The organism is Levilactobacillus senmaizukei DSM 21775 = NBRC 103853 (genome assembly GCF_001592085.1).
GTDB lineage: Bacteria > Bacillota > Bacilli > Lactobacillales > Lactobacillaceae > Levilactobacillus > Levilactobacillus senmaizukei.
Window position 1 is genome coordinate 1 of sequence record NZ_BCWD01000025.1, and the last position, 19,308, is coordinate 19,308.

At 42.6% G+C, this 19,308-nt stretch carries 19 protein-coding genes; 2 read left to right on the top strand and 17 right to left on the bottom strand.

The window, feature by feature from the left end; translation table 11 throughout:
- The first annotated feature begins 381 nt into the window (after positions 1 to 381).
- Entirely contained in the window at positions 382 to 1,194 is an 813-nt protein-coding gene (locus LSE01S_RS08760) for a ParA family protein (protein ID WP_061777284.1), read from the top strand.
- 4 nt (positions 1,195 to 1,198) lie between these two features.
- On the top strand, positions 1,199 to 1,555 hold the full coding sequence (locus tag LSE01S_RS08765; protein ID WP_061777261.1) for a hypothetical protein: 357 nt from the start codon (positions 1,199 to 1,201) through the stop codon (positions 1,553 to 1,555).
- Between the two features lie 215 nt (positions 1,556 to 1,770).
- On the opposite strand, the gene LSE01S_RS08770 is transcribed toward LSE01S_RS08765, so the two are convergent.
- From LSE01S_RS08770 to LSE01S_RS08855, 17 genes are all read right to left on the bottom strand, one after another.
- Positions 1,771 to 2,043: a hypothetical protein gene (locus LSE01S_RS08770; protein ID WP_061777262.1), complete on the bottom strand. Its 273-nt coding sequence runs from the start codon at positions 2,041 to 2,043 to the stop codon at positions 1,771 to 1,773.
- Positions 2,043 to 2,861 (bottom strand): GH25 family lysozyme, encoded by an 819-nt coding sequence (locus LSE01S_RS08775; RefSeq protein ID WP_061777263.1) that lies wholly within the window; start codon positions 2,859 to 2,861, stop codon positions 2,043 to 2,045. The genes LSE01S_RS08770 and LSE01S_RS08775 overlap by 1 nt, the downstream gene beginning before the upstream one ends.
- Positions 2,854 to 3,282, bottom strand: coding sequence for a hypothetical protein (locus tag LSE01S_RS08780; RefSeq protein WP_061777264.1), 429 nt, complete (start codon positions 3,280 to 3,282; stop codon positions 2,854 to 2,856). Before LSE01S_RS08780 ends, LSE01S_RS08775 begins: the two co-directional genes overlap by 8 nt.
- A 56-nt stretch (positions 3,283 to 3,338) precedes the next feature.
- Positions 3,339 to 3,542: an XkdX family protein gene (locus tag LSE01S_RS08785; RefSeq protein ID WP_061777265.1), complete on the bottom strand. Its 204-nt coding sequence runs from the start codon at positions 3,540 to 3,542 to the stop codon at positions 3,339 to 3,341.
- 1 nt (position 3,543) lies between these two features.
- Positions 3,544 to 3,903, bottom strand: a complete 360-nt coding sequence (locus LSE01S_RS08790) for a hypothetical protein (RefSeq protein WP_061777266.1) — start codon at positions 3,901 to 3,903, stop codon at positions 3,544 to 3,546.
- 73 nt (positions 3,904 to 3,976) lie between these two features.
- Positions 3,977 to 5,524 carry a collagen-like protein gene (locus tag LSE01S_RS11205; protein ID WP_061777267.1) on the bottom strand — a complete coding sequence of 516 codons (1,548 nt, stop codon included), beginning with the start codon at positions 5,522 to 5,524 and terminating at the stop codon, positions 3,977 to 3,979.
- Positions 5,517 to 5,756 (bottom strand): hypothetical protein, encoded by a 240-nt coding sequence (locus tag LSE01S_RS08800; RefSeq protein WP_061777268.1) that lies wholly within the window; start codon positions 5,754 to 5,756, stop codon positions 5,517 to 5,519. The genes LSE01S_RS11205 and LSE01S_RS08800 overlap by 8 nt, the downstream gene beginning before the upstream one ends.
- Entirely contained in the window at positions 5,746 to 6,906 is a 1,161-nt protein-coding gene (locus LSE01S_RS08805; protein ID WP_061777269.1) for a tail fiber domain-containing protein, read from the bottom strand. Before LSE01S_RS08805 ends, LSE01S_RS08800 begins: the two co-directional genes overlap by 11 nt.
- Complete coding sequence (locus tag LSE01S_RS08810; protein ID WP_061777270.1) at positions 6,903 to 9,497, bottom strand: phage tail spike protein; 2,595 nt, start codon at positions 9,495 to 9,497, stop codon at positions 6,903 to 6,905. The genes LSE01S_RS08805 and LSE01S_RS08810 overlap by 4 nt, the downstream gene beginning before the upstream one ends.
- A 16-nt stretch (positions 9,498 to 9,513) precedes the next feature.
- The gene (locus LSE01S_RS10830; protein WP_082622386.1) at positions 9,514 to 11,505 is read right to left on the bottom strand and encodes a distal tail protein Dit; all 1,992 of its coding nucleotides are present in this window, start codon (positions 11,503 to 11,505) and stop codon (positions 9,514 to 9,516) included.
- Positions 11,492 to 16,465: a phage tail tape measure protein gene (locus LSE01S_RS08825; protein WP_162257440.1), complete on the bottom strand. Its 4,974-nt coding sequence runs from the start codon at positions 16,463 to 16,465 to the stop codon at positions 11,492 to 11,494. The genes LSE01S_RS10830 and LSE01S_RS08825 overlap by 14 nt, the downstream gene beginning before the upstream one ends.
- A gap of 248 nt (positions 16,466 to 16,713) precedes the next feature.
- The gene (locus LSE01S_RS08830; protein WP_061777272.1) at positions 16,714 to 17,085 is read right to left on the bottom strand and encodes a phage tail tube assembly chaperone; all 372 of its coding nucleotides are present in this window, start codon (positions 17,083 to 17,085) and stop codon (positions 16,714 to 16,716) included.
- A gap of 120 nt (positions 17,086 to 17,205) precedes the next feature.
- On the bottom strand, positions 17,206 to 17,823 hold the full coding sequence (locus LSE01S_RS08835; RefSeq protein ID WP_061777273.1) for a phage tail protein: 618 nt from the start codon (positions 17,821 to 17,823) through the stop codon (positions 17,206 to 17,208).
- 3 nt (positions 17,824 to 17,826) lie between these two features.
- Positions 17,827 to 18,225 carry a DUF806 family protein gene (locus LSE01S_RS08840; protein ID WP_235808327.1) on the bottom strand — a complete coding sequence of 133 codons (399 nt, stop codon included), beginning with the start codon at positions 18,223 to 18,225 and terminating at the stop codon, positions 17,827 to 17,829.
- Positions 18,209 to 18,628 (bottom strand): HK97-gp10 family putative phage morphogenesis protein, encoded by a 420-nt coding sequence (locus tag LSE01S_RS08845; RefSeq protein WP_061777274.1) that lies wholly within the window; start codon positions 18,626 to 18,628, stop codon positions 18,209 to 18,211. Before LSE01S_RS08845 ends, LSE01S_RS08840 begins: the two co-directional genes overlap by 17 nt.
- Positions 18,621 to 18,977 carry a phage head closure protein gene (locus tag LSE01S_RS08850; RefSeq protein ID WP_061777275.1) on the bottom strand — a complete coding sequence of 119 codons (357 nt, stop codon included), beginning with the start codon at positions 18,975 to 18,977 and terminating at the stop codon, positions 18,621 to 18,623. Before LSE01S_RS08850 ends, LSE01S_RS08845 begins: the two co-directional genes overlap by 8 nt.
- Positions 18,961 to 19,287: a head-tail connector protein gene (locus LSE01S_RS08855; RefSeq protein WP_061777276.1), complete on the bottom strand. Its 327-nt coding sequence runs from the start codon at positions 19,285 to 19,287 to the stop codon at positions 18,961 to 18,963. Before LSE01S_RS08855 ends, LSE01S_RS08850 begins: the two co-directional genes overlap by 17 nt.
- Between the last annotated feature and the right edge of the window lie 21 nt (positions 19,288 to 19,308).

Sequence of the window (19,308 nt, forward strand, 5' to 3'; positions counted from 1 at the left end):
TAACTAAATTAAATTTATCTTTGTGGCGCTCACCGATGCCTGTCGGTGGGTGTTTTTTTATGTTCTATTTTATGTCTAAATAATATCTCAATAGCAAGAACAAGTAAAGGCACTTTTTACATAGTTCTATAGAACCGTGTAATCTATAATTCTATAAATCTATAGTTCTATAAATCTATAGATGTTCATTTCTATAGTTCTATAAATCTATAGTTCTATAGAGCTGCTATGTCGGCAATATTCGCTATTTATTAGAACTATAGATCTATAGATCTATAGTTCTATAGATGTTCATTTCTATAGTTCTATAGATTTGAATAAAATTTTCTATAGAATTTTATTTTTTTGTGCTATAATTTTTCCCAAAAGGATGTGTCTATGTTGACCACAACTATTACAACCGGGAATTTTAAAGGTGGAGTTGGAAAAACAACTAATGCTGTTATGATTGCTTACACCTTATCCAATAGAGGGAAAAAATCCTTAATAGTAGATCTTGATCCACAAGCTAATGCTACAGACTTGCTGTTTACAACAATGAGCCAAGTGTATGGAACTAAACCTGATTTTAGCGAAACGCTTGAAGTTGCTTTAAAAAAAGGTAGTTTAGAAAATGCAGTCGTTCATGTAAATGATAACTTAGATTTACTTCCTTCGGATGATGATTTGCAGAACTATGATAAATTTCTGAGCTCTTCGTTTCCTGATGACTACACACAAGATCATTATTTCTCTAAACTATTATCAAAAATTTCAAGTAAATATGATTTTGTAATATTAGACGTTCCCCCACAATTAAACAAATTTACTGATTCCGCTTTGGTTGCAAGTGATTACGTTATTGTTATTTTGCAAACCCAAGAGCGCTCATTGCGAGGGGCAGAAACATACGTTAAGCACTTATTGCAAATCAAAGACGATTACTCTCTCGACATTGATTTGTTAGGCGTTTTACCTGTCTTACAACAAAACGGAAATGATTTAGATTTAGACGTTATCGAAGATGCAACTACAAGCTTCGGCCATGCAAACATGTTTAAACAAAAGGTGCGTCAGATGGCTAGATTAAAACGATTTGATCGCACTGGTATAACAAATAATGCTAGCCATGACATAAACGACAGAAGGGTTCACCATCTTTATGATTTGGTTGTAGATGAATTATTAGAACGTTTAAAATTAATTAGAGGCTAAAAAAATGACTGCTAACGATAAAATGGGATTAGGTGCTTTTGGAGAAACTAGAAAGAATAAAACCACACGACCTCAGAAAATTGAGCCACAAAAATTTGAAGAACAACACAGAAGCATGCCAAATGACCAAGTACTAATTAAGCCAAAACGTAGATTGACAGCAAAAGATACTCCAAAGTCTGTCCAGGCACAATTAGACACTCATATGGCCATAAAGCAAATAGCTACCATTGAAAATAAGCGAAACTATGAGGTTCTCAACGAAATCGTTGAAAGCTATGTTCAAAATATGCCGAACCAAAGTAAAAAATTGGTAATAGATAGTGTTAGAGCTGTTCAACAAAATATGCACGATTTTTAAGCATCTATAGATCTATAGTTCTATAGAACGATCATCTTGTAGAACTACCAGATTAACGAACGGCGCTGCGCCCTCAGACGACACGTTCAGCTTTTAGACGTATACTTGTCCGTTTAAATGAAGCAGAATGCACACAAAAAAAGCCACCCACCTCGTGATGAGATGAGTGGCTTTTTGGGTTGTGCCAATTTTGTAGGATTAACTTAACCCTAACACTATTTACTTTTTAATTCACGTACATCATTTTCAACATTGTCTAAGCGCTCGTTAATAACTTTATGCTCGCTTCTGCTAGTAATTAAATCTTCACGCAGCGTATTTTGCAAATTAAATAGCCGCTCAATTCGCTGGCTGCTATGTTCCATGCTTCTAGCAATGTCTTGCAGCCGATCTGTGAATGGCTTCATGATAACCATCAAAGCTGCATAGATACCCGCGACTACAGCCAAAGCCAAGGTGATTAGTTCAATCCAACGATCAAAGGACATTACTTACCACCCGACTTTCTGACCAGCTTTACATAGTCTCTGTTGGCCGAGATGTACCCAACGTCCGTCTTAATCCGGTAAACCTTGCCATACTTGACAGCCTTACCATAGATTGTGCTTCCCTTTGAGAAGTGAATACGGCGCTTATTAGCCTTGTCTAAGGCTGGCTTACCATACACGTTAACCTCACTGGTAATCACTTCATACAAGCCATTATCAGCCCAGTATGAGGCTTTCTTAGGCGTTGCCTTGGTAGCCTTACCAGACAGCTTACCATCGAAGTCATAACTGCAATCTACCCCATGAAAGTTATCGGTATATTGCCAAGCGTTGGCATTAGCTACCCCCGGTTGACTGACACCATAAGCGGCCACCCAGATTGCCTTATCTACCAGTTGGGAACGATTAATCCGGCCAGCATTGAACCAGCTACCTGAGCCGTACGTAATCACATTCTTGTACCCGTGGGCAATTAGGTATCGAAGAAAGACATTAACCTGACTGGTCGTGGAATATGGTAAGTCTGGTGCTTCAACGTCAATAGCTAATACCGTGGACTTATCTAATCCCATCTTCTTAACCCAAGCCAGAAAGTATTGAGCTTCAGCAGTTCCCCGACCATGGAAGAAATGGTAAACCCCAACGGTATCAAACAATTTGAAGCCATTAGTAATCTGGGTACCAGCCTTGGGACTGAGATAACCAGTACCTTCAGTTAACTTGACCATAATACCATCAGCACCCCACTTCTTGAGTTGCTTCATATATGCTAAGGAATCGAATTGGTACGATGATAGGTCAACAATTTTCTTAGTCATTGCTATCAGTCCCTTCTGATGGGGTAATGACCTCCGTTGGTGCCGGGGTAACTACTGGGGCATGATTATCCCCACCGGCTACCTTGTAAGCTTGGTAAGCCTTCTCAACCAGTCCAGAGATAGTTTGGGCGTCTAAGTCGAAACCATTGGCTGTCAATTGAGCATTAACGAAGCGGATTGCTTCCTTTTTGCGATCAGACAGAGATAAGCCAGCCATGACTGCCATTTCTGGAACAATCGTATTCGCCAAGTTTAAGCCCACTTCTAATCCTTGCTTAACATGGGTGTTCTTTTCCGTCTGAACCTTACGAGTTAGGAGTGGCTTTACCAGCTTGTACACGGCGGGAATTAACACCATTAAGAAGGCGAATACTCCCACATTATTAAGCCAATTGAACACATCTGTAATTTCTTTGAACATTTTTTATCCTCCAATTTTGGACAAATTAAAAGCACTGACTAACTGGCTGAGTGACGCTAGTTAGTGGTGCTTGTGGTCGTTGCTTGCGTTGTTGGTGCTTGAGCTGTTGGTGCTTGCGTTGCTGGTGCTACATAATCATCGCCGGTGATGTTCTTGTAATCGTCAGCAGTAATCCCATCTGGTAGTCCCACGATCGTTGCTAACGTTTCCTTGGTGATTGTTTTCCAATCTTGATATGCCCATGTGTAAATTTGAACCATATTATTTCGTCTCCTTTGCTGATTGACTGAGTGCAAGTGCTGTAATTGACTTCTGTAACTGATTGATACTGGTGGCGGATACCGTTTGTTGTTGTGCCAGGGTAGTGGCTGAGTTTACCGCTTGCTGACTAGTCTTCAACACATCGGAATACTTGGTATTCAAATCATCAAGTGATAATTCTGGCAAGTTACCCGGATTTAGTACCACCTTTTTATCCGTGTCGTACCGGAACTTGTCGGAATGCTGAGCAAACTGGGCAATCCATGAATCCAGAAGGAACACCTTGGTAAACCCCTCTGCTTCGGTATTCTGGTAAGCAGTGATGAAACCTTCTGTATCATAAGTGATATAAATAAACATGTAATCGTCCTTTCTAATTTGTCTACTTATCTGAATCTGGTTTTACATAATAAATTGGTATTTCTTTTTCTCCTTAAACTTTTGATATATTTACTAGTGCAGGATTAAGTGTTGCTCCCCTATTTACTGTTGTTAACTCTGATGGTATGAAAGTAAGGGTATGATCGCTTCTGGACCCTAAAAGGCAAATATCTCCATTCGATGATACACTAACACCAAAATATAATTTATTTCCAAAAAAAGAGCCGTTAATATTGTCATATACAGTAACACTAGCACCCCCAACCGGACTACTCCACGGTAGAGAAGTAAATGTATATCCAGTAGGAGGTTCGATGATTGGATTCAAATTTCCCTGCCCTGCTATTGTAGTGACGATAGCTGACCCTGTCAGCGAAGCGGTACCATCACCGTTATCTTTGAACAAGATAATTCCACTAGTCGAATTTTTTAACGTTAAAGGACGCCAAGCACTGTCTTTAATGCTTTTCAAATCAGCCGCGGTAGCGACATTGACACCTCCTGATTGTAGTCCCGCAGTAAAGTTTGTGGCTTTAGTAGAGTCAACCATGTTAGCCGTAGCGGTGCTGATAGCGGTTGTAACATCAGTAGTTTTGGCGTATTCGGTTAAATCTACTTGAGTTCCATCTTTCCCTGCTGGACCAGTCGCACCCGTGGCTCCAGTGTCACCTTTCGGTCCTTGGATACCTTGTGGACCCTGAGGACCAGTTGCGCCCGTATCACCTTTTGGCCCTTGCGGACCGGTTGCTCCATCTTTTCCATCCTTACCGGCTGGTCCTTGAATCTGTCCACAATCCTTCCACGCGTTATTCGTCCAGATATACAGTTCTTCGGCAACTAAGTAACCATCGCCTTCACTGGCTGTTGTGGGTAGTTGTGAAGTAGTGTCAGCCTTGCCTTTAATCTCTAGCCCTTGTCCGGTATCACCTTTCGGGCCTTGAATACCTTGGTCACCCTTGGGCCCTTGAACGCCTTGTGGACCGTTTGCTCCAGTGTCACCTTTGGTACCTTGAATACCTTGTGGTCCTTGCGGTCCCGTTAATCCGGTATCACCTTTTGGACCTTGCAATGTGGAAACTTTGTTAGTTAAGTCAGTCTTAAGCTGGTCGAAATCCTGTTGAAATTCATCCAGACTCATAACTGGAATAACGTCCCCAGAGTCACTCATAACATTTTCAGTAATGGTGAATCCTTGTGGGTCATCACTTGGAAAGATGGCATTGTAAGTGGTTGTACTAGTTGATGAGGTAGTGGTACTTGTGGTTGCACCATCAGTTAAACCTTCTTGGCTACCAGGAGTAATCAGACTGGATAAGGTTACCCAAACTTCAATTGTGTAATCATCAGGTACTAAGGCATTCATCACTTCGGCATCCACTGGCATAGTAATCAATCCAGCCAACGGTTGTTTAATTGTAGCCATATCAATCGGCTTATCGAATACATAACCGGTATCATTGGCAACCTTAACATCAATGGCTGTAGCATTAGTTAGGTCGAACGCTGAACCGTCTTGGGTAATCGCCAGATTGAAACTGGCTGTGGTATCAAGATATTTAACCTCGTTGTTACCGTCAGTAAAGTACAGTTCCTTACTCACTTGCACCACTCTCCTTATTGAGCGTTGCTAAGATTAGTGTCTTAAAACCGGCGTACATATCAGTAGCGGTTGCACCCTTAAAGGCAGTAGTAGCTACATCTTGGTCAACGTCCAGGCCGCCATAAATCACATAGCTATCCGCTGGGAACGTCATCGTGTACTTGATGTGGATTGTCTTACCGTCAATGTTGGAACTAGTACTTACATCGCTCAAAATCGTATTACTTTGCATTGTCTAACTTCCCTTCTAGCGCTGTTACCCGTGCAGATAACTCATCATTGCGCTTTGTCAACTCCTTGATACCCGCTAAAGCCATTGATAATGCGTTGGATTCATCCAGCCCCGCATCCCCACTAACTGATTTAAGCATGTCATTAGCGACAAAGTATTTCTTCTGGCCTAACGGGTTCACATTATCAATGACGGGGCCAATATGTTGACTAGAATTGTCGTCATCCTTGTACTGCCACCGCTTAATATCAGTAGCATTAATTTGGGCTAAGGCTTCCTCACCGGAATAGTCACCGATATCACGTTTTTCAGATAGCAATGACTTAAGCACGTTACCGTGGCTTATAACATCACCGGCATGGATTCCGACCGTTTTGCCTCCCGTGTTATGGAAATACACGTCTGCTTGGTCACGGCCATAAATATAGTTTGTCCGGACGTAGTTACCTTGCACTAGTCCTTGGCTCCACATCCCCAGCTTTACACCGGAGTCATCATTCCAAGTGGTACCCATGATTATATAACCTTCACTGATATCAACGCGGTTGTACAGGCCACTATCTGGCGCTAGGCCGGCAGTATTTCTAACCTTGATGTCATTAGGACCAATATAGGTGGCATCATAACCACCACTCCCACTTGAAGCGTTCATGTGAAGCAAGCCATGATTGAAGTTAACACCCATTCCGTCCGAAACCTTACCATTCCAGCTCTTGGAATTATGGCCACCATCATAACTACCACCATCGCTGTTCACGTCCAACGTAAGGTTCTTCGCATAGACCTCAACAGAATTAAGTGTGCCAGAATTAATTGTTCCTAAATCAGCTGTAAGTGCTGATAATGTCCGCACGTTTAAACTTTCTTGGTCCCATTTCTTCTGGTGCCAGGCACCGTTTGAATAAACATACATATCCTTAGCAGTGCCGTCATAATCTAGGCTATCGTTAACAATCCATAAATCACCTTCACTATGGCTATTGGTATCGCCAGCGTCACTCGGGGAATAGGTAGATAACGTAATCTTCCCGTTCAACATGGATTGGTACTTAGTCTTAGCTTCCTCAATTTTTCCATCAGCGGCCTTAGCAGCTTCTTGGGCTAGCTTAGTTGCCTCGTTAATATCAATTGACCCCGTTGCAATAATCATTTCTCAACCACCTCCTTAAACGTTGAACCATCATCAATATTAAAATCAGAATCGTCATCACTGGCACTATCTGAGTCGTCAGTATCATCAGGGATTACCACTGGCTCTTCTACCTCGGTGTTTTCTCCCTCATCTTCAGCTGGGTAAGTGATTGCTAAGTCCTTGCTATCATCACGGATACCAATTGGGATCGACCATAATCCAGAGTGGCTAATCATGACGCTATGAGCCGCGTCTCGGTATTCGCTAACATTGAAGCCAATCATTAGCTGGTCATGAGCTAAGTCCGGGTATATCCCTTCTGGTTCAAAGTGACCACCATACTCAATTGGTACTGTCAGCTGGATATCCTGACTGGGTTCAATTTGATAATTAAAAATGACTGACTGGGTAATGAGATTGATACACATTACTAGTCGGTCATCCTTATTGTTGACGTCTCCTGCTGTAAAGAAGGCGTACGGATATGAAATTGAATTAGCTTGAATCGTATTATACTTGCCATTGTTGGTGACCCCACTTGGTACCGGATTCCAGCCGAAGTCCTGCAATTTGAATCGGATAATTGGGAAGTAATTGCCAGCTTTCAAATCCGAGATATTACATACTTCTACGGTCCCGTCCATCTGACTACCAATCCATAACCCATTGGTAAGGTCAACGTTAGGCCGGACGTACGTTTCCATCTCACACCATTTTGTTACCCCACTGGAATCGCTATTAATCACGGCATGTGGGGTGTATGGGAAGGTTGCCAGCCAATTTTTACCACCACTTAAATCCTTAATTTGAGAGTAAATGAGGTTGTTGGCTTCATCATATCCGAAGGAAGAGCCATGTTGACCGCCTTGTACAATCATGGAATCAATTAGTACCCCCTGAGCACTCCAATGTAAGAACTGGCAATCACTTAAATTGGACTGATTTTGTTTTCCTTTGTATGAATAACTGGCAAGTACCTCACCATTACTCATAACATATGAGAATTGCAATGCCCCAACGTGATTGTTACCGAATTCGTCAGGGTTACCATCAGTAGTCTCCCACAACTTTTTGAAGGTACCGTCAGCGTTGGCTCCAGTGTCTATCCACATTTCAGACTCGTCTTTAACGAAGGCGTCATCAATGGATACCACTAAGCTACCAACAAATGGGGGAGTAATGGTGACTTCATAGCCATCCTTAGCATGTTCTGATTCCCAAGTCAGCTCATGGGTACCATTTTGTTGAATGTATTCCCAGTTGAAAGCCGCCGCTGATAAGAAGGAGGTTACATTCTCACCTTCAATGAACAATCGGGCAATGACTCGCTTAGAAGTATCAGTATTCGTCCATGATCGCCCCAGTGGGGTAATTAAGCTGACACTAGCAGCATTTTGGTTCTTTTTGGCGTCTTCAAACAGCTTTTTAACATGGTCGTTCCACCGCTGTTCCATGTTTTTAATGAAATTGGGAGTAACAACTGTAACCGTACTGAACTCCCCGATGACTACCTTATTCTGAGTTGGGTCACTCTCGGAAGTTGTCCGTTGAATAACTCTGGCTTGCAAAGTTAACACCGGGGACATAGTCAGGTCGATTACCTTAATGGTATCGCCTAATTGGGCATCAAAATCGCTGGTCACATCAACGGAATAATTGACCCGCGGATGGTTATATAGTCGTAACGTCTTCAATCCCAGTGATAGTAAGGCATCTGGTTCACTAACCGTAGAACTGGTAATGCTACCTTCCAGCCAAGTGTTGGCATCATTGTTGTACAGGGCGTTAGCAGAGGCATCAGTGACAAAATTACGACCACCGTTACCTTTAGCGGTACTGATTGAAGCTCCACCGGAACCATAGACGTACAGCTTGGTAATCAGAGTTGTATCAACTGTCTCTCGCTTAATGGACAGCATGTTGTCACCATAAGTGATACGTCTACCGGTGTTCTGTCCCCGTTGGTCGGATAATTCCAAAATTGTATCAACCACAATCCCAGAACTATCTAATTTTACGTACCCATCAGCCTCACAATCGTAAGTCGTCAGGATTGTCTGAAGTAAAGTTTGAGATGAACTTTCCCCGTCAATGGAAAAGTCTGAAAGTAGTCCAGAGGTTGCATTATCAACCAGTGTTATCCCGGTACCAGCAATTATCCAGTGCATAGCGGCTGGTAATGAGCACTCTTTAATCTCTTTCTTAGTGGGAATTGTCTTCCCCAGTCGCCAGATTAAGAGGTTAATGGCATCAGCTGAGATAAGGTTAGTTCCAGAGGTATTGTCCATGGTCTCATCAACGGTATATATCCGGTACACTCTCCAGCGGTCATTCGCTTGGTCATAAGCCGCTAAGTGATTGCCTACTCTCAGGTATTGAGCCGCTGGACTATCTGCTACCATGGTGAGACCGGTAAAGGTATCATTCCAACTCTTTGAGTTAGCGTTTGGGTCAGAAGTATTAGCTAGACTGGCTTCGGTAATGCTGTCATTTGAAGAATTATCATCGGCCAATTGTTGCTGAATAGTTTCACCCCAGAATATATTTGTATCGGTTGTCGTGTCTAAGGTGGCGACTCGTTTGAGATTTTTATCAAGAATGACGTACACACGTCTTAACTCCTTTCTATTTGATGGCTGGCTTGTACTCCAACGTTATATCTGCATTGGCTGGGTCAGGCGTAAAGTGCATCTCTTGGCTAACATCGCCTTCAATTGAAGGGAAAGTCGATAGCCATGACACATACTTATCAACATTTCTACCACCAACGGTAACCGTGTTATCAGCTGAATCTATGATGATTTCTTCACCTGTGTGGGCAATTACATGTGGGATATCGTCAGGGTCATCACTACCATCAGAAGTATATATTTTGAGGTCAGTCAAAGTCTCAAAGTCAGAATAATATCCAACTGGTGGTTTAACCAAGTCTTCCTTAATATTATGCTTCATAAAGGTTGCGGCTACATTAGCCAAAGCAAAGCCAAACTTGCCCGACTTATCTAATTTCTCCTTGTGAATGTGAACTTTACCCTCAGTGTTAACCGAGTATGCTACCCCAGTCTTAGGATTGAACTCGTTAATCTCAGCCACCCAGTTGTCATACACCTTGCCACCAATGGTTTTCTTTTGACGTTCCAATGAGAACTCACCGAAGAAGTTTGAGTAAGCATCCTTGTTCATGTACGTGGTCTCCATGACATAAGTCTTAATGGTTTTGGACTTAGTCCTAACCTTTGGCTTGGAAACCCTAGTAGACTTCCTCTTTCCGCCGGACTTCTTCTTGGTAACCTTCTTAGTTGCCTTTTTACGTCTCTTTTTACGTCTCTTTTTCTTAGCTCTGGACTTGAAGGCTTCACGTTGAATGGTGGCTTTGTACATTCTGGCTGATTTAGCTTTGTGCTTAGCTTTGGACTTAGTCTTAACCTTAACGGTCTTGGTTAAATGGACCTTTATATCATGATGATTTTTCCCATTAACTTTGCGTCCACCCTCGTTATATAGAAGGGTGAGGTACTTGCCCCTATCCTTGGTGGCATTAAATGAACTCCCTAGTTGAATGTAACCACGGGGGTACCGGCCTTGTGCATAATCGTCAATACCCATTCGTCCACATACATTGCCATTAGCATCCAGCAGATAACCTTCAACCTTACCCATGGCCCGTTCATTTTTCATCCGCTTAATATGGTGGAATCGCATGGACACTTTCCAGTAATTACTAATCTTCGGAATACCTTGGTGGATAATAACAGGTCCATAGAAGTCTTTGTGTTTGCCAGTAGAACCCCAGTTGTAATGACCCTTTGAATCCTTAGCAACCATTAATGATGAGGCTGTAGCCGTTGCTTTACCATCATTTTCCCCACGATATACCTTAATTTCTTGGGTATCGGCACCGGCTTGAAACCATGTGCTCATTGAGTTGCAAGGATCGTGTACCTGCAATTCTTGATGAGGCGTTAAGCTAGTGATATGACCGTTAGCGTCCATAACCGTGGACCCATCGTCAACATGATAGCCAACGGCTACATATTGGTCTCCCAAAGTGTAACCAAAGTAGTACAAGTCAGTCTTGGGAATGATGTGAATAACTGGTTGAACAGCAGTGTTACCGGCTGGGCTTATAACCTGTTCATTACTGGTGATCTTAATATCACGCTGAGGCAAGAACCCCCGTGGGTCAGCCAGCATGAACGTTAGTGTAGTGGTACAGTCCTGTACCCCTTCGTTGAGAAATGTTGGGGTAGGAATGGCAGTAAAGTGACCGTAATAGACTACCTCTGGCTGGTCGTTGAACCGTAATGGGTACTGAGTATCCGCGTCATCGTTGGTATTAATGAGGGCTCTCGATAAATTATTCAGTATCCGGTTGTAATCGTCCCGGTCAGTGGGGTACATGGTAATCGGAATATCTATCTGCTTTTCCCCATAACTATTGCCTAAAAAAACGCCCCCATATCTACCGGGAACGTCCTGGAAGGATTCGGTTATCGTTGGGGCAATTGGCTTGGAGACATGGTTTACCAACACTTCCAAGTCTTTGTCGGAGTTGAAACCACCGGTACCATTCTCGTCGAAGGCATAATCAAAAGTGTTAACATCATTGAATGCCATTTACATTTCCCCTTCCTAGGTTTCTACTTACATCTTTTTTCGTTTTTACTCGGTTATAACCACTGTAAACATCGTTAGCAGATACAACAGCGGGTACAGGATTCTGTTGACCAGATATTAATTCAGCCATCAATCCGATAATTTCTTTTCCTTGCTTAATCAATTTTGATAAATCAGTTGATTGAGCAGATTGGGCAGTGGATTGTTGCGGCTTATCAGTCTTAGCAAACTCTTTCATGGTGGTGTCCATAATCTGGTAAGCTCTGGCACGCTTGGTAATATCCCAAGGAACGATTGACTCAGTCTTATTGCCTTCTGAGATATGTGCTAACTTTTCAAATCGGCTAATACCACCATTGGCATATCTACGGTGACCACTAGGTGCCCAACCATTGGTATGAACATCACTCCGCCAGTTGCTGTCATTAAACATTGCTAATAATTGGTCGTAAGCTGAGAGAATATTCTTGTGACCCTTAACAGCATAAGCACTGAAAGTGCTTGGAACAAATTGAAGTAATCCTTTGGCTGGGTGTCCACTAGCTGAATTAATATCATGAACCTTTTGAAGAACTTTGGCATTACCACCAGATTCGTGCATAATGGTAGCTTTAATTGTAGCTAGTTCTCCAGCACTGAGTTTGACGTGCATAGTTTTAGCGGCCTTTTCAATCATGGAAGCACCACCATAACTAGCTCCACCTGAACCTCCAATAGAACTAAACATGTTGGCTAGTTTATCCATAAACTTGAAAAATCCTGAACCAACTTGGGATTTAATCCCTTTGATGTTACCGGATTGCTTACTAGACTTAGAAGAACCATCAGATTTACCGTGCATTTTAGTTACGTCATACCAGCCTTTGGTTGAGGAACCGCCATGATCCCATAGAGAACCATGGGATACCCCAATATGAACGTGTGAACCACTACCAGCACCGTTTAAATGGCCAAGAGTAGCAATCCTTTGCCCAGTCTTGATGACATCTCCTGTACCAACTTTAACGTTATTCATTCCACCAAATTCTTGATAGATTTCTTGCCATCCGTCATTTGAAGCAACCGTAATAACATCGCCCAATTGACTGTAAGGCCAGCTGTGTAATGGTCGGCCAACATGAGTAACCGTCCCACCATGTACCGCTCTAATAGCTGAACCAAGGGGACCAGAGAAGTCAACACCATCATGACTACCAAAACTACGAGAAGCCCCAAAACCATTGGTCTCAGATAGTCCAGGATTATGCCGCCAGTTACCACCAGCAGAACCTCCATCTAAGTCAACCATGGACCAGAGGGAACTCCACCAGTTGCCAGCTTGCTTCTTAACGTTATTGAACATACCTTTGGTGATGTCCTTAACAACGCCAGCACCGGCCTTAGTGTAATTGAACATGGAATCCAGACTCTTAATTGGGTGGGCAATAATCTTTTCGGCAGTGGTGAAGAACTTCTTCAATTCGGTTGTTTTCTTGACTAGCCAACCAGATACATCACCGATACCCGAGCCGATACCGCTCATCAGACTTCCGAACCAATTAGAACTACCTTTGGCAAAGTGGGTAATCCCTTGCATACCCATGAATAGCTTGGTCTCAGAGGCGTTTAAAACCTCTGTACCAGCTGGTAGCATGGCTTGGGTATTTCTACCCTGTGCAATTCCAGATTGACCGTTAGGAAGGAATACAGCCTCTTTATTACCCGTCTCAGGACTATCATTGCCATCATTTAGTACCGCCATGGTAGGCTTAGTGATTGCCTTACGTTGGTTGCTGAATAACCCGGTACCAGTGGCTAAATGAACCTTTGAAATGGTTCCAATGGCTTTCTTCTTGCCACCAAAGGCATGAATAACCGAATCAATACCGCCAATACCTGTATTTAAAATGCTAATAACATCGTTAATGCCATTTTGAGCAATGGACTTAATGTTCTTCCAAATGCCCTTAAAAGTATCGCTAATGCTATTCCAGATACCATTCCAGACCTTCTTAATTCTACCTAAAACATTGGTAATGGTTTTTAACAGCTTTTTAATCCACTTAGATACAGTCTTGTAAGCAGAGATAACCGGATTAACAGTATATTTCTTAATTAGTAGCCAAGCATCATGAGTTAAGTCCTTGATGGTATCCCAAGTATTGGTAATGCCTTTAACAATATTCTTAATAATGTACTTCTTAATAATCTTCCAGATATACTTAACCGGATTGACGATATACTTTTTAACTAAAAGCCAAGCTCTGTGAGTTAAGGATTTAATAGTTTTCCAAGCTTTGCTAATCGTCTTAGTCACTAGTTTGCCAATATACTTAGTAACAGCTTTGTATACCTTGGCTACTGGGCTAATTACATACTTGTAAACCAAGTTCCAAGATCTCTTGGTCTTCGAGGTAATCCCTTTCCAGATACTTGATACTACTTTAGAAACTGCTTTGAAGCCTTTAGATACACCAGATTTAATTGCCTTAACGACTGACATTACAGGCTTCTTAATCTTTCGCCAAGCAATAATTGAAAGACCGACAACAAAGGCAATTGGAATGACCATGGCATACTCAAGAACCTTGGCAAATCCTTTGAATATCGCTTGAACATCCTTAATAAATGCTTTGAAAACATTAGTTACTGGTTTGAATGCTTTTTGAGCACTTTTAACCATTTTTCCAATCGCTTTTCCAATTGCTTGTTCCCAACCAAGTTTTCCCGTAAAGAACTTGCCAATTCCCTTCATGACATTTTTAACCGTTTTGCCAAACGAAGATAGGGCTTTTTTAGCCGACTTAAAAGCTCCCTTGGCCCATTTGCCAATTGCAGAAGCAACGCCATTAACGGCATCTCGGAACGGCTTAATATGTTTATAAGCTTCATAGAAGGCCACTCCCAGTGCTACGATTGCTGCCACTGCAAGCACAATTGGGTTGGTCAGGAAGGCACTGTTCAACGCTTTCTGGACTATGGTAAAGTTCTTAATAACATCAATTGCCTCAGTAGTCGCAGCGATAAATCGAGCGATCTTTGATACGGCTAGCACTGAACCTAAAGCAATTCCGAAGGCGGCAATAGTTTTCGTATGCTTTGAGGTGAACTCGATAATCTTAAGAAGCCCACTGGCGAGTCTGGCAACACCACCAATTAACCAAGTGAGCCCCTTTTGAGCATCCTTGTTGTTGAAAGCCTTAGTCATATCTTGTGTCGCTCTAGTAATAACAGGCAATAGCTTAGAACCCATCATAATTTGAAGCTGTTGGCCAGCCATCTTGAATCGCTCTACGTTCATCTTGGCGTTATTCGAGTTCTTATTGGCCAATTTTTGGACGTACTCACCTTTTTTACCCGCTTTGGTAACATCACCGGTTAACTTTTTCAGTGATTTATCGTACTTAGCAAGTACCTGAGCCGCCTGCATACCAGTTTGGCCGAAAATTCGCTTAAAGACATCTGCTTTATCAGCACCACCAAGCTTCTTGGTATGATCTTCGATAATTTTGAAGATTGCTGGTAGAGATTTAAAGTTACCTTTGGAATCTTGGAAAATTTTGGTAGACTTAATGCCAATTTCTTTTAAGGCACCCATGGCCGTATTCGTTGGTGAAGCCAGGCTAGTAATTACCTTACGTAGACCAGTACCTGCCTTATCCGCTTCCATACCATGGTTAGACAACTCCCCCATTGCCGCAGAAGTCTGCTCAATTGAGAAACCGGCATTTTTAGCCGTGTCCCCAACGTATTCCATACCTTTACCTAAGCTATGAAAATCAGTCGCGGTAACATCCGAAGCATACGCCAGATCATTAACAACCCGTTTGGTATTCTTCATCATTTTAGCCGTGTTATTGGTCTTCATACCAAATGCTTCAATCGCCTGTGAAGAAACCTTGATGACATCTTTGAAGTCGTCTCCGGAAGCCACGGAAGCTTGTAATTCTGACTTCATAACGGCGATAGCTTCGGCACCAGTATGACCACGCTTTATTAAGTCTTGGTACTGTTCAGCAATCTCTTGCTGGGCTACCCCATACTTAACGGAGTATTTAGCACCATCTCGTTGCATCTTAGAGACTTGGGAAATAGCCTTACGTGCTTTCTCACCAGAAGTAACTAATAAATTTTGATTGACTTGGTACACCTTGTTTAAATTTGTGGCCTTTTTGGCACCAGCAATCGTCGCAGCACCCAAACTAGTTAAACCAGCTGCGGCCGTAATTGCGGCGCCTTTAAATGCTTGACCAATATTCGCAATCCTGTGTCTAGCTTTGGCCGCCCCATCTGACATCTTAGCCATACTACTACTCATGGTGCCATACTTACCGGCTAATCGGCCAATCTCAGTTTTCTGTTTAGCCATTGAGGCAGTTGTTTGATTAACCCGAACAAGTTGCTTATTGTAGGCTTCACTGGCCCCACCAGAACTAGTCTTAAGCTTGGCTAACTCAGTTTGCTGGATTTTCAACTGATCCGAAAGGTTACGGTAGGACTCCCGCAATCCATTAAGCTTAGCCCTACCAGCTTGAGCTTTATTTCCTTGATTCTCTAAGGCGTCCACATAAGACTTGGAGACTGACGTGATTGACTTGTACCGCTCTTGCAAGTCAGCCAAGCCAGATTGATAATAGTCTACTGATTTTTTGGCACGGCCTTGTTGGGCAGTTAAGGACGCCATCTTATTCTCAGCATTAGCTAAATCCTTAGAAAGCCGAGCATAGTTATCGCTGCCTTTAGTCGTTGAAGTATCAAGGCTTGCTTGACGCTCTTTCAACTTATCAATTTTAGCTTGCAAGGCTTGCATGGTCTTGCCAAGGCCTTCATATTTAGCTTGTGCTGCGCCCAGGCTGTCCTTTGCAGACTTTAAGCTAATCTCATTAGCCTTCCATTCATTAGTGGTTGCTTTAATAGCGTTGTTCAGAGTTTTCAGACTAGAGGCCGCTGAGACAGTATCTAGCTTAACTTCGGTTGCCATTGTGTTACTTACGGTCGCCATTAGTGGACCTCCTTTCTACTTACCTCTCAACCGATTAACCATTGCCATAGGGTCTTCAGCACGTTTATCTTTAGGCTTTGCTTGGTTAATTCTGATCAGTTCGTAATAGTCTTCTCCGTCCAATTGAGAAGGAAGTACCCCAGAATTAGCCATCATCTGTTGCTTAAAGTAGGCTTGGTCTTCTTGGGCATCTTCTAAGTCATGAATTAGAACGTTGAGGCGACCTATTACTTTTTTGGGCTTTCTTCGTCCTCATTTTCCTTGAGTGTTTCTTGCCATTGTTCATCAGACAATCCTTGAATCCGTGCCAGTACATAACTGATAAAGTTTGACAATTCGTCCATAGTGACGGCATTCATTACCGTGTCTAATTCTTTTTCTGATAACTTTAAAACAGCTTGAAGGAAGCTAGTCATGGCTGTGACCGCCTTTTGAGACTGTTCCATGACAGTTAATGGGTCAGCATCTGAATCCAATTGCATCTTGTCCATCTTCAACATCAAAATTTGAAGATTAGTGGCTTCATTGACAACCTTTACCGTGGTTTTTACTTCTGCTGATTTTTTCTTTAATCCAAGTTTCGCGATACTAATTTTCATTTTGCTGCTCCTAACATTTTTTTATTGCTGACCATTGCCAGCTATGTAAAAAGCCACCCCATAAGGAGTGACTTAGAATGGTTCTATGGGTGTACTGTAGTTGAGGCTACAGTTGTTGGACTAACCGTGGGCTGGGATAATACTCGCCTTATATCCACCGAATACTTCACCCATCATTGTCGCTTCGTCGAAGCCTTCATCGGCGCTCGTCCAAATCTTGTATGGTTGGCCCCCAAACACATCAGCCTTCAATGGGTCCAATGATTGGTAAGTCAGTGTGGTATTAGCATCGGTTTCATTGTTGTTGTCGGTACCGTGGTTCATACCAGCTTCAATTAGTTGGCCGTTGGCAAACCCTTCATAAATATCCACACCACCATACGACCGGGAATGTACTAACATTGCAACGTGAGGCTTAGGTAGTTGACGTGTCCAGCCACCTTTACCATCGTTAACGAATCCCTTTAACTTCTGCAAAATATCAAAGTTGATATCCAAGAATTCCAAAGCAACTTGGGGTTCCATTGAACCGTTCGATACCCGCTTAGGGCCATCATTGGCATAACCGATTGTACCAGCGGCTTCCAGCCCGGTTACGTTAGCTTGGGTAGCACCTTCTGCGTCCCCATCTACCAAGTAAATACCTGTGGTAGAAATACCTTTTGTAGCATCTGCAATAATGGCACCTGTTGAATCAATTAACCCAAAGGTGACATCTTTAACACCATGTGTACTCATTGATTAATTACCTCTTTTTATTTTTATATTTTTAAATACAGAAAATGTGGCTGTGACTTGTTCAGTATCTGGATCAACTACGTTGGGGTAGCGAGTAGCGATAATCCACCCATTATCATCAAGTAAGTTCATCAATTCCAGCTGTGCATCTAATACATTGATCGCAACTGTTTTAGAAAAGAAAATCTGCACTTGAATTGACGCGCTAAGCTCAGAAAAAGTATCGTTTTTATATCCAGAGAGTGGCTCAGTAACACTAGTAATTAGCACTAGCGTCTTTGAACCACTTTTATCAACAACATTCGGTATGTTTTCTGGATATAAACCCTCTATCCAGGAGGGTTTATTTGCTTTGATAATCTCGTAAACTTGAATAACCGGAAGTTTAATGAGGATCACCACCCGTCAATGCCTTGTACTTGGCATATTCAGCAGCTAAAACCTTATCTTTGCTTGATTGAATGGCCGTATCAATGAAATGGTCGCCTTTAATATGCACCGTTCCATTATTGAGAAATAACGCGATTCTGGCGTGATTAATCGGATCCTTCTCAAATCCTACCGTTGAACTTCCCGTCGCATATCCATCTACATCGTGATCGTCAGCAACTACCGCGTCCGCTAAATGCTTAACATGGCTCGTGTTCCGGCCATAACGATAATGTTTAGACTTGGTAGCCTGAAAATAACTATCCCGTAGTTGATCAGCGCCAGCCTTAGTAATCACTTGTTGCTGTGCTTTATTTGGCACCTTCTTTTTAACTTGTGAAAAGTAATGCTGTAATTGCTCATCTAAACTAGCCATGCTTAGTCACCACCCGATGGCACGTGATTAGGTCAAAGCCCTCGTTTTGTAAGCCGTCATCCGCCGCAATACTGTCAATCTTGTACAGATCCGATCCACGCTGAACTTGCAGCGTCTCGTTAACGGCCGGATTATGGCGAATAAAAAAGACCACTGCATTAGTGATCCCAGCTCCGGCTATGGTTAACTGCTGTTGCACGTTCAACGACCACTGGCCCGCCCAACAGCTGAAATCTGCTGAAAATTGTTGAATTGGTGTGCCAGTATTCGGGTTAATCTCGCCAGCATCGGCATCATGGCCAAAAGCGATACGGAAAGTCATTCGTGAAGGATTAATTGCTTTGGTCATCAGTGATCGCCTCCATCTTCATATCATAGAGCCCTCTCAGTTGCCCAATGATCGAATCAACCGGTAGGTCAATGCTGATCGCCGTGGTCGGAACCAAAGAGCTGCGGTAGTTATAATAGGCTGAGGCTAATGCCAGCACAGCTGTATTAAACAAATCAACCACACTGACATCATCATAGAAGCTGTCTGATTCCGTGCCAACTGCTTGTGTGATATAGCTTTTTGCCGTATTTAAATATCCGGTCAGAAGCTGATCATCGGCATCACCATCTAGGCGTAGCGATAGTTTGAGGTCATCTAGTGTTGGCATTTAGCCACCTCCTTACTAATT

Excerpts from the sequence above, each read along its gene's own strand:
- LSE01S_RS08850 (WP_061777275.1), bottom strand. The coding sequence starts at position 18,977 with ATGACCAAAGCAATTAATCCTTCACGAATGACTTTCCGTATCGCTTTT.
- LSE01S_RS08785 (WP_061777265.1), bottom strand. The coding sequence starts at position 3,542 with ATGGTTCAAATTTACACATGGGCATATCAAGATTGGAAAACAATCACC.
- LSE01S_RS08855 (WP_061777276.1), bottom strand. The coding sequence starts at position 19,287 with ATGCCAACACTAGATGACCTCAAACTATCGCTACGCCTAGATGGTGAT.
- LSE01S_RS08765 (WP_061777261.1), top strand. The coding sequence starts at position 1,199 with ATGACTGCTAACGATAAAATGGGATTAGGTGCTTTTGGAGAAACTAGA.
- LSE01S_RS08790 (WP_061777266.1), bottom strand. The coding sequence starts at position 3,903 with ATGTTTATTTATATCACTTATGATACAGAAGGTTTCATCACTGCTTAC.
- LSE01S_RS08770 (WP_061777262.1), bottom strand. The coding sequence starts at position 2,043 with ATGTCCTTTGATCGTTGGATTGAACTAATCACCTTGGCTTTGGCTGTA.
- LSE01S_RS08805 (WP_061777269.1), bottom strand. The coding sequence starts at position 6,906 with ATGATTATTGCAACGGGGTCAATTGATATTAACGAGGCAACTAAGCTA.
- LSE01S_RS08830 (WP_061777272.1), bottom strand. The coding sequence starts at position 17,085 with ATGAAAATTAGTATCGCGAAACTTGGATTAAAGAAAAAATCAGCAGAA.
- LSE01S_RS08800 (WP_061777268.1), bottom strand. The coding sequence starts at position 5,756 with ATGCAAAGTAATACGATTTTGAGCGATGTAAGTACTAGTTCCAACATT.
- LSE01S_RS10830 (WP_082622386.1), bottom strand. The coding sequence starts at position 11,505 with ATGGCATTCAATGATGTTAACACTTTTGATTATGCCTTCGACGAGAAT.
- LSE01S_RS08845 (WP_061777274.1), bottom strand. The coding sequence starts at position 18,628 with ATGGCTAGTTTAGATGAGCAATTACAGCATTACTTTTCACAAGTTAAA.
- LSE01S_RS08825 (WP_162257440.1), bottom strand. The coding sequence starts at position 16,465 with ATGGCAACCGAAGTTAAGCTAGATACTGTCTCAGCGGCCTCTAGTCTG.
- LSE01S_RS08780 (WP_061777264.1), bottom strand. The coding sequence starts at position 3,282 with ATGTTCAAAGAAATTACAGATGTGTTCAATTGGCTTAATAATGTGGGA.
- LSE01S_RS08775 (WP_061777263.1), bottom strand. The coding sequence starts at position 2,861 with ATGACTAAGAAAATTGTTGACCTATCATCGTACCAATTCGATTCCTTA.
- LSE01S_RS08835 (WP_061777273.1), bottom strand. The coding sequence starts at position 17,823 with ATGAGTACACATGGTGTTAAAGATGTCACCTTTGGGTTAATTGATTCA.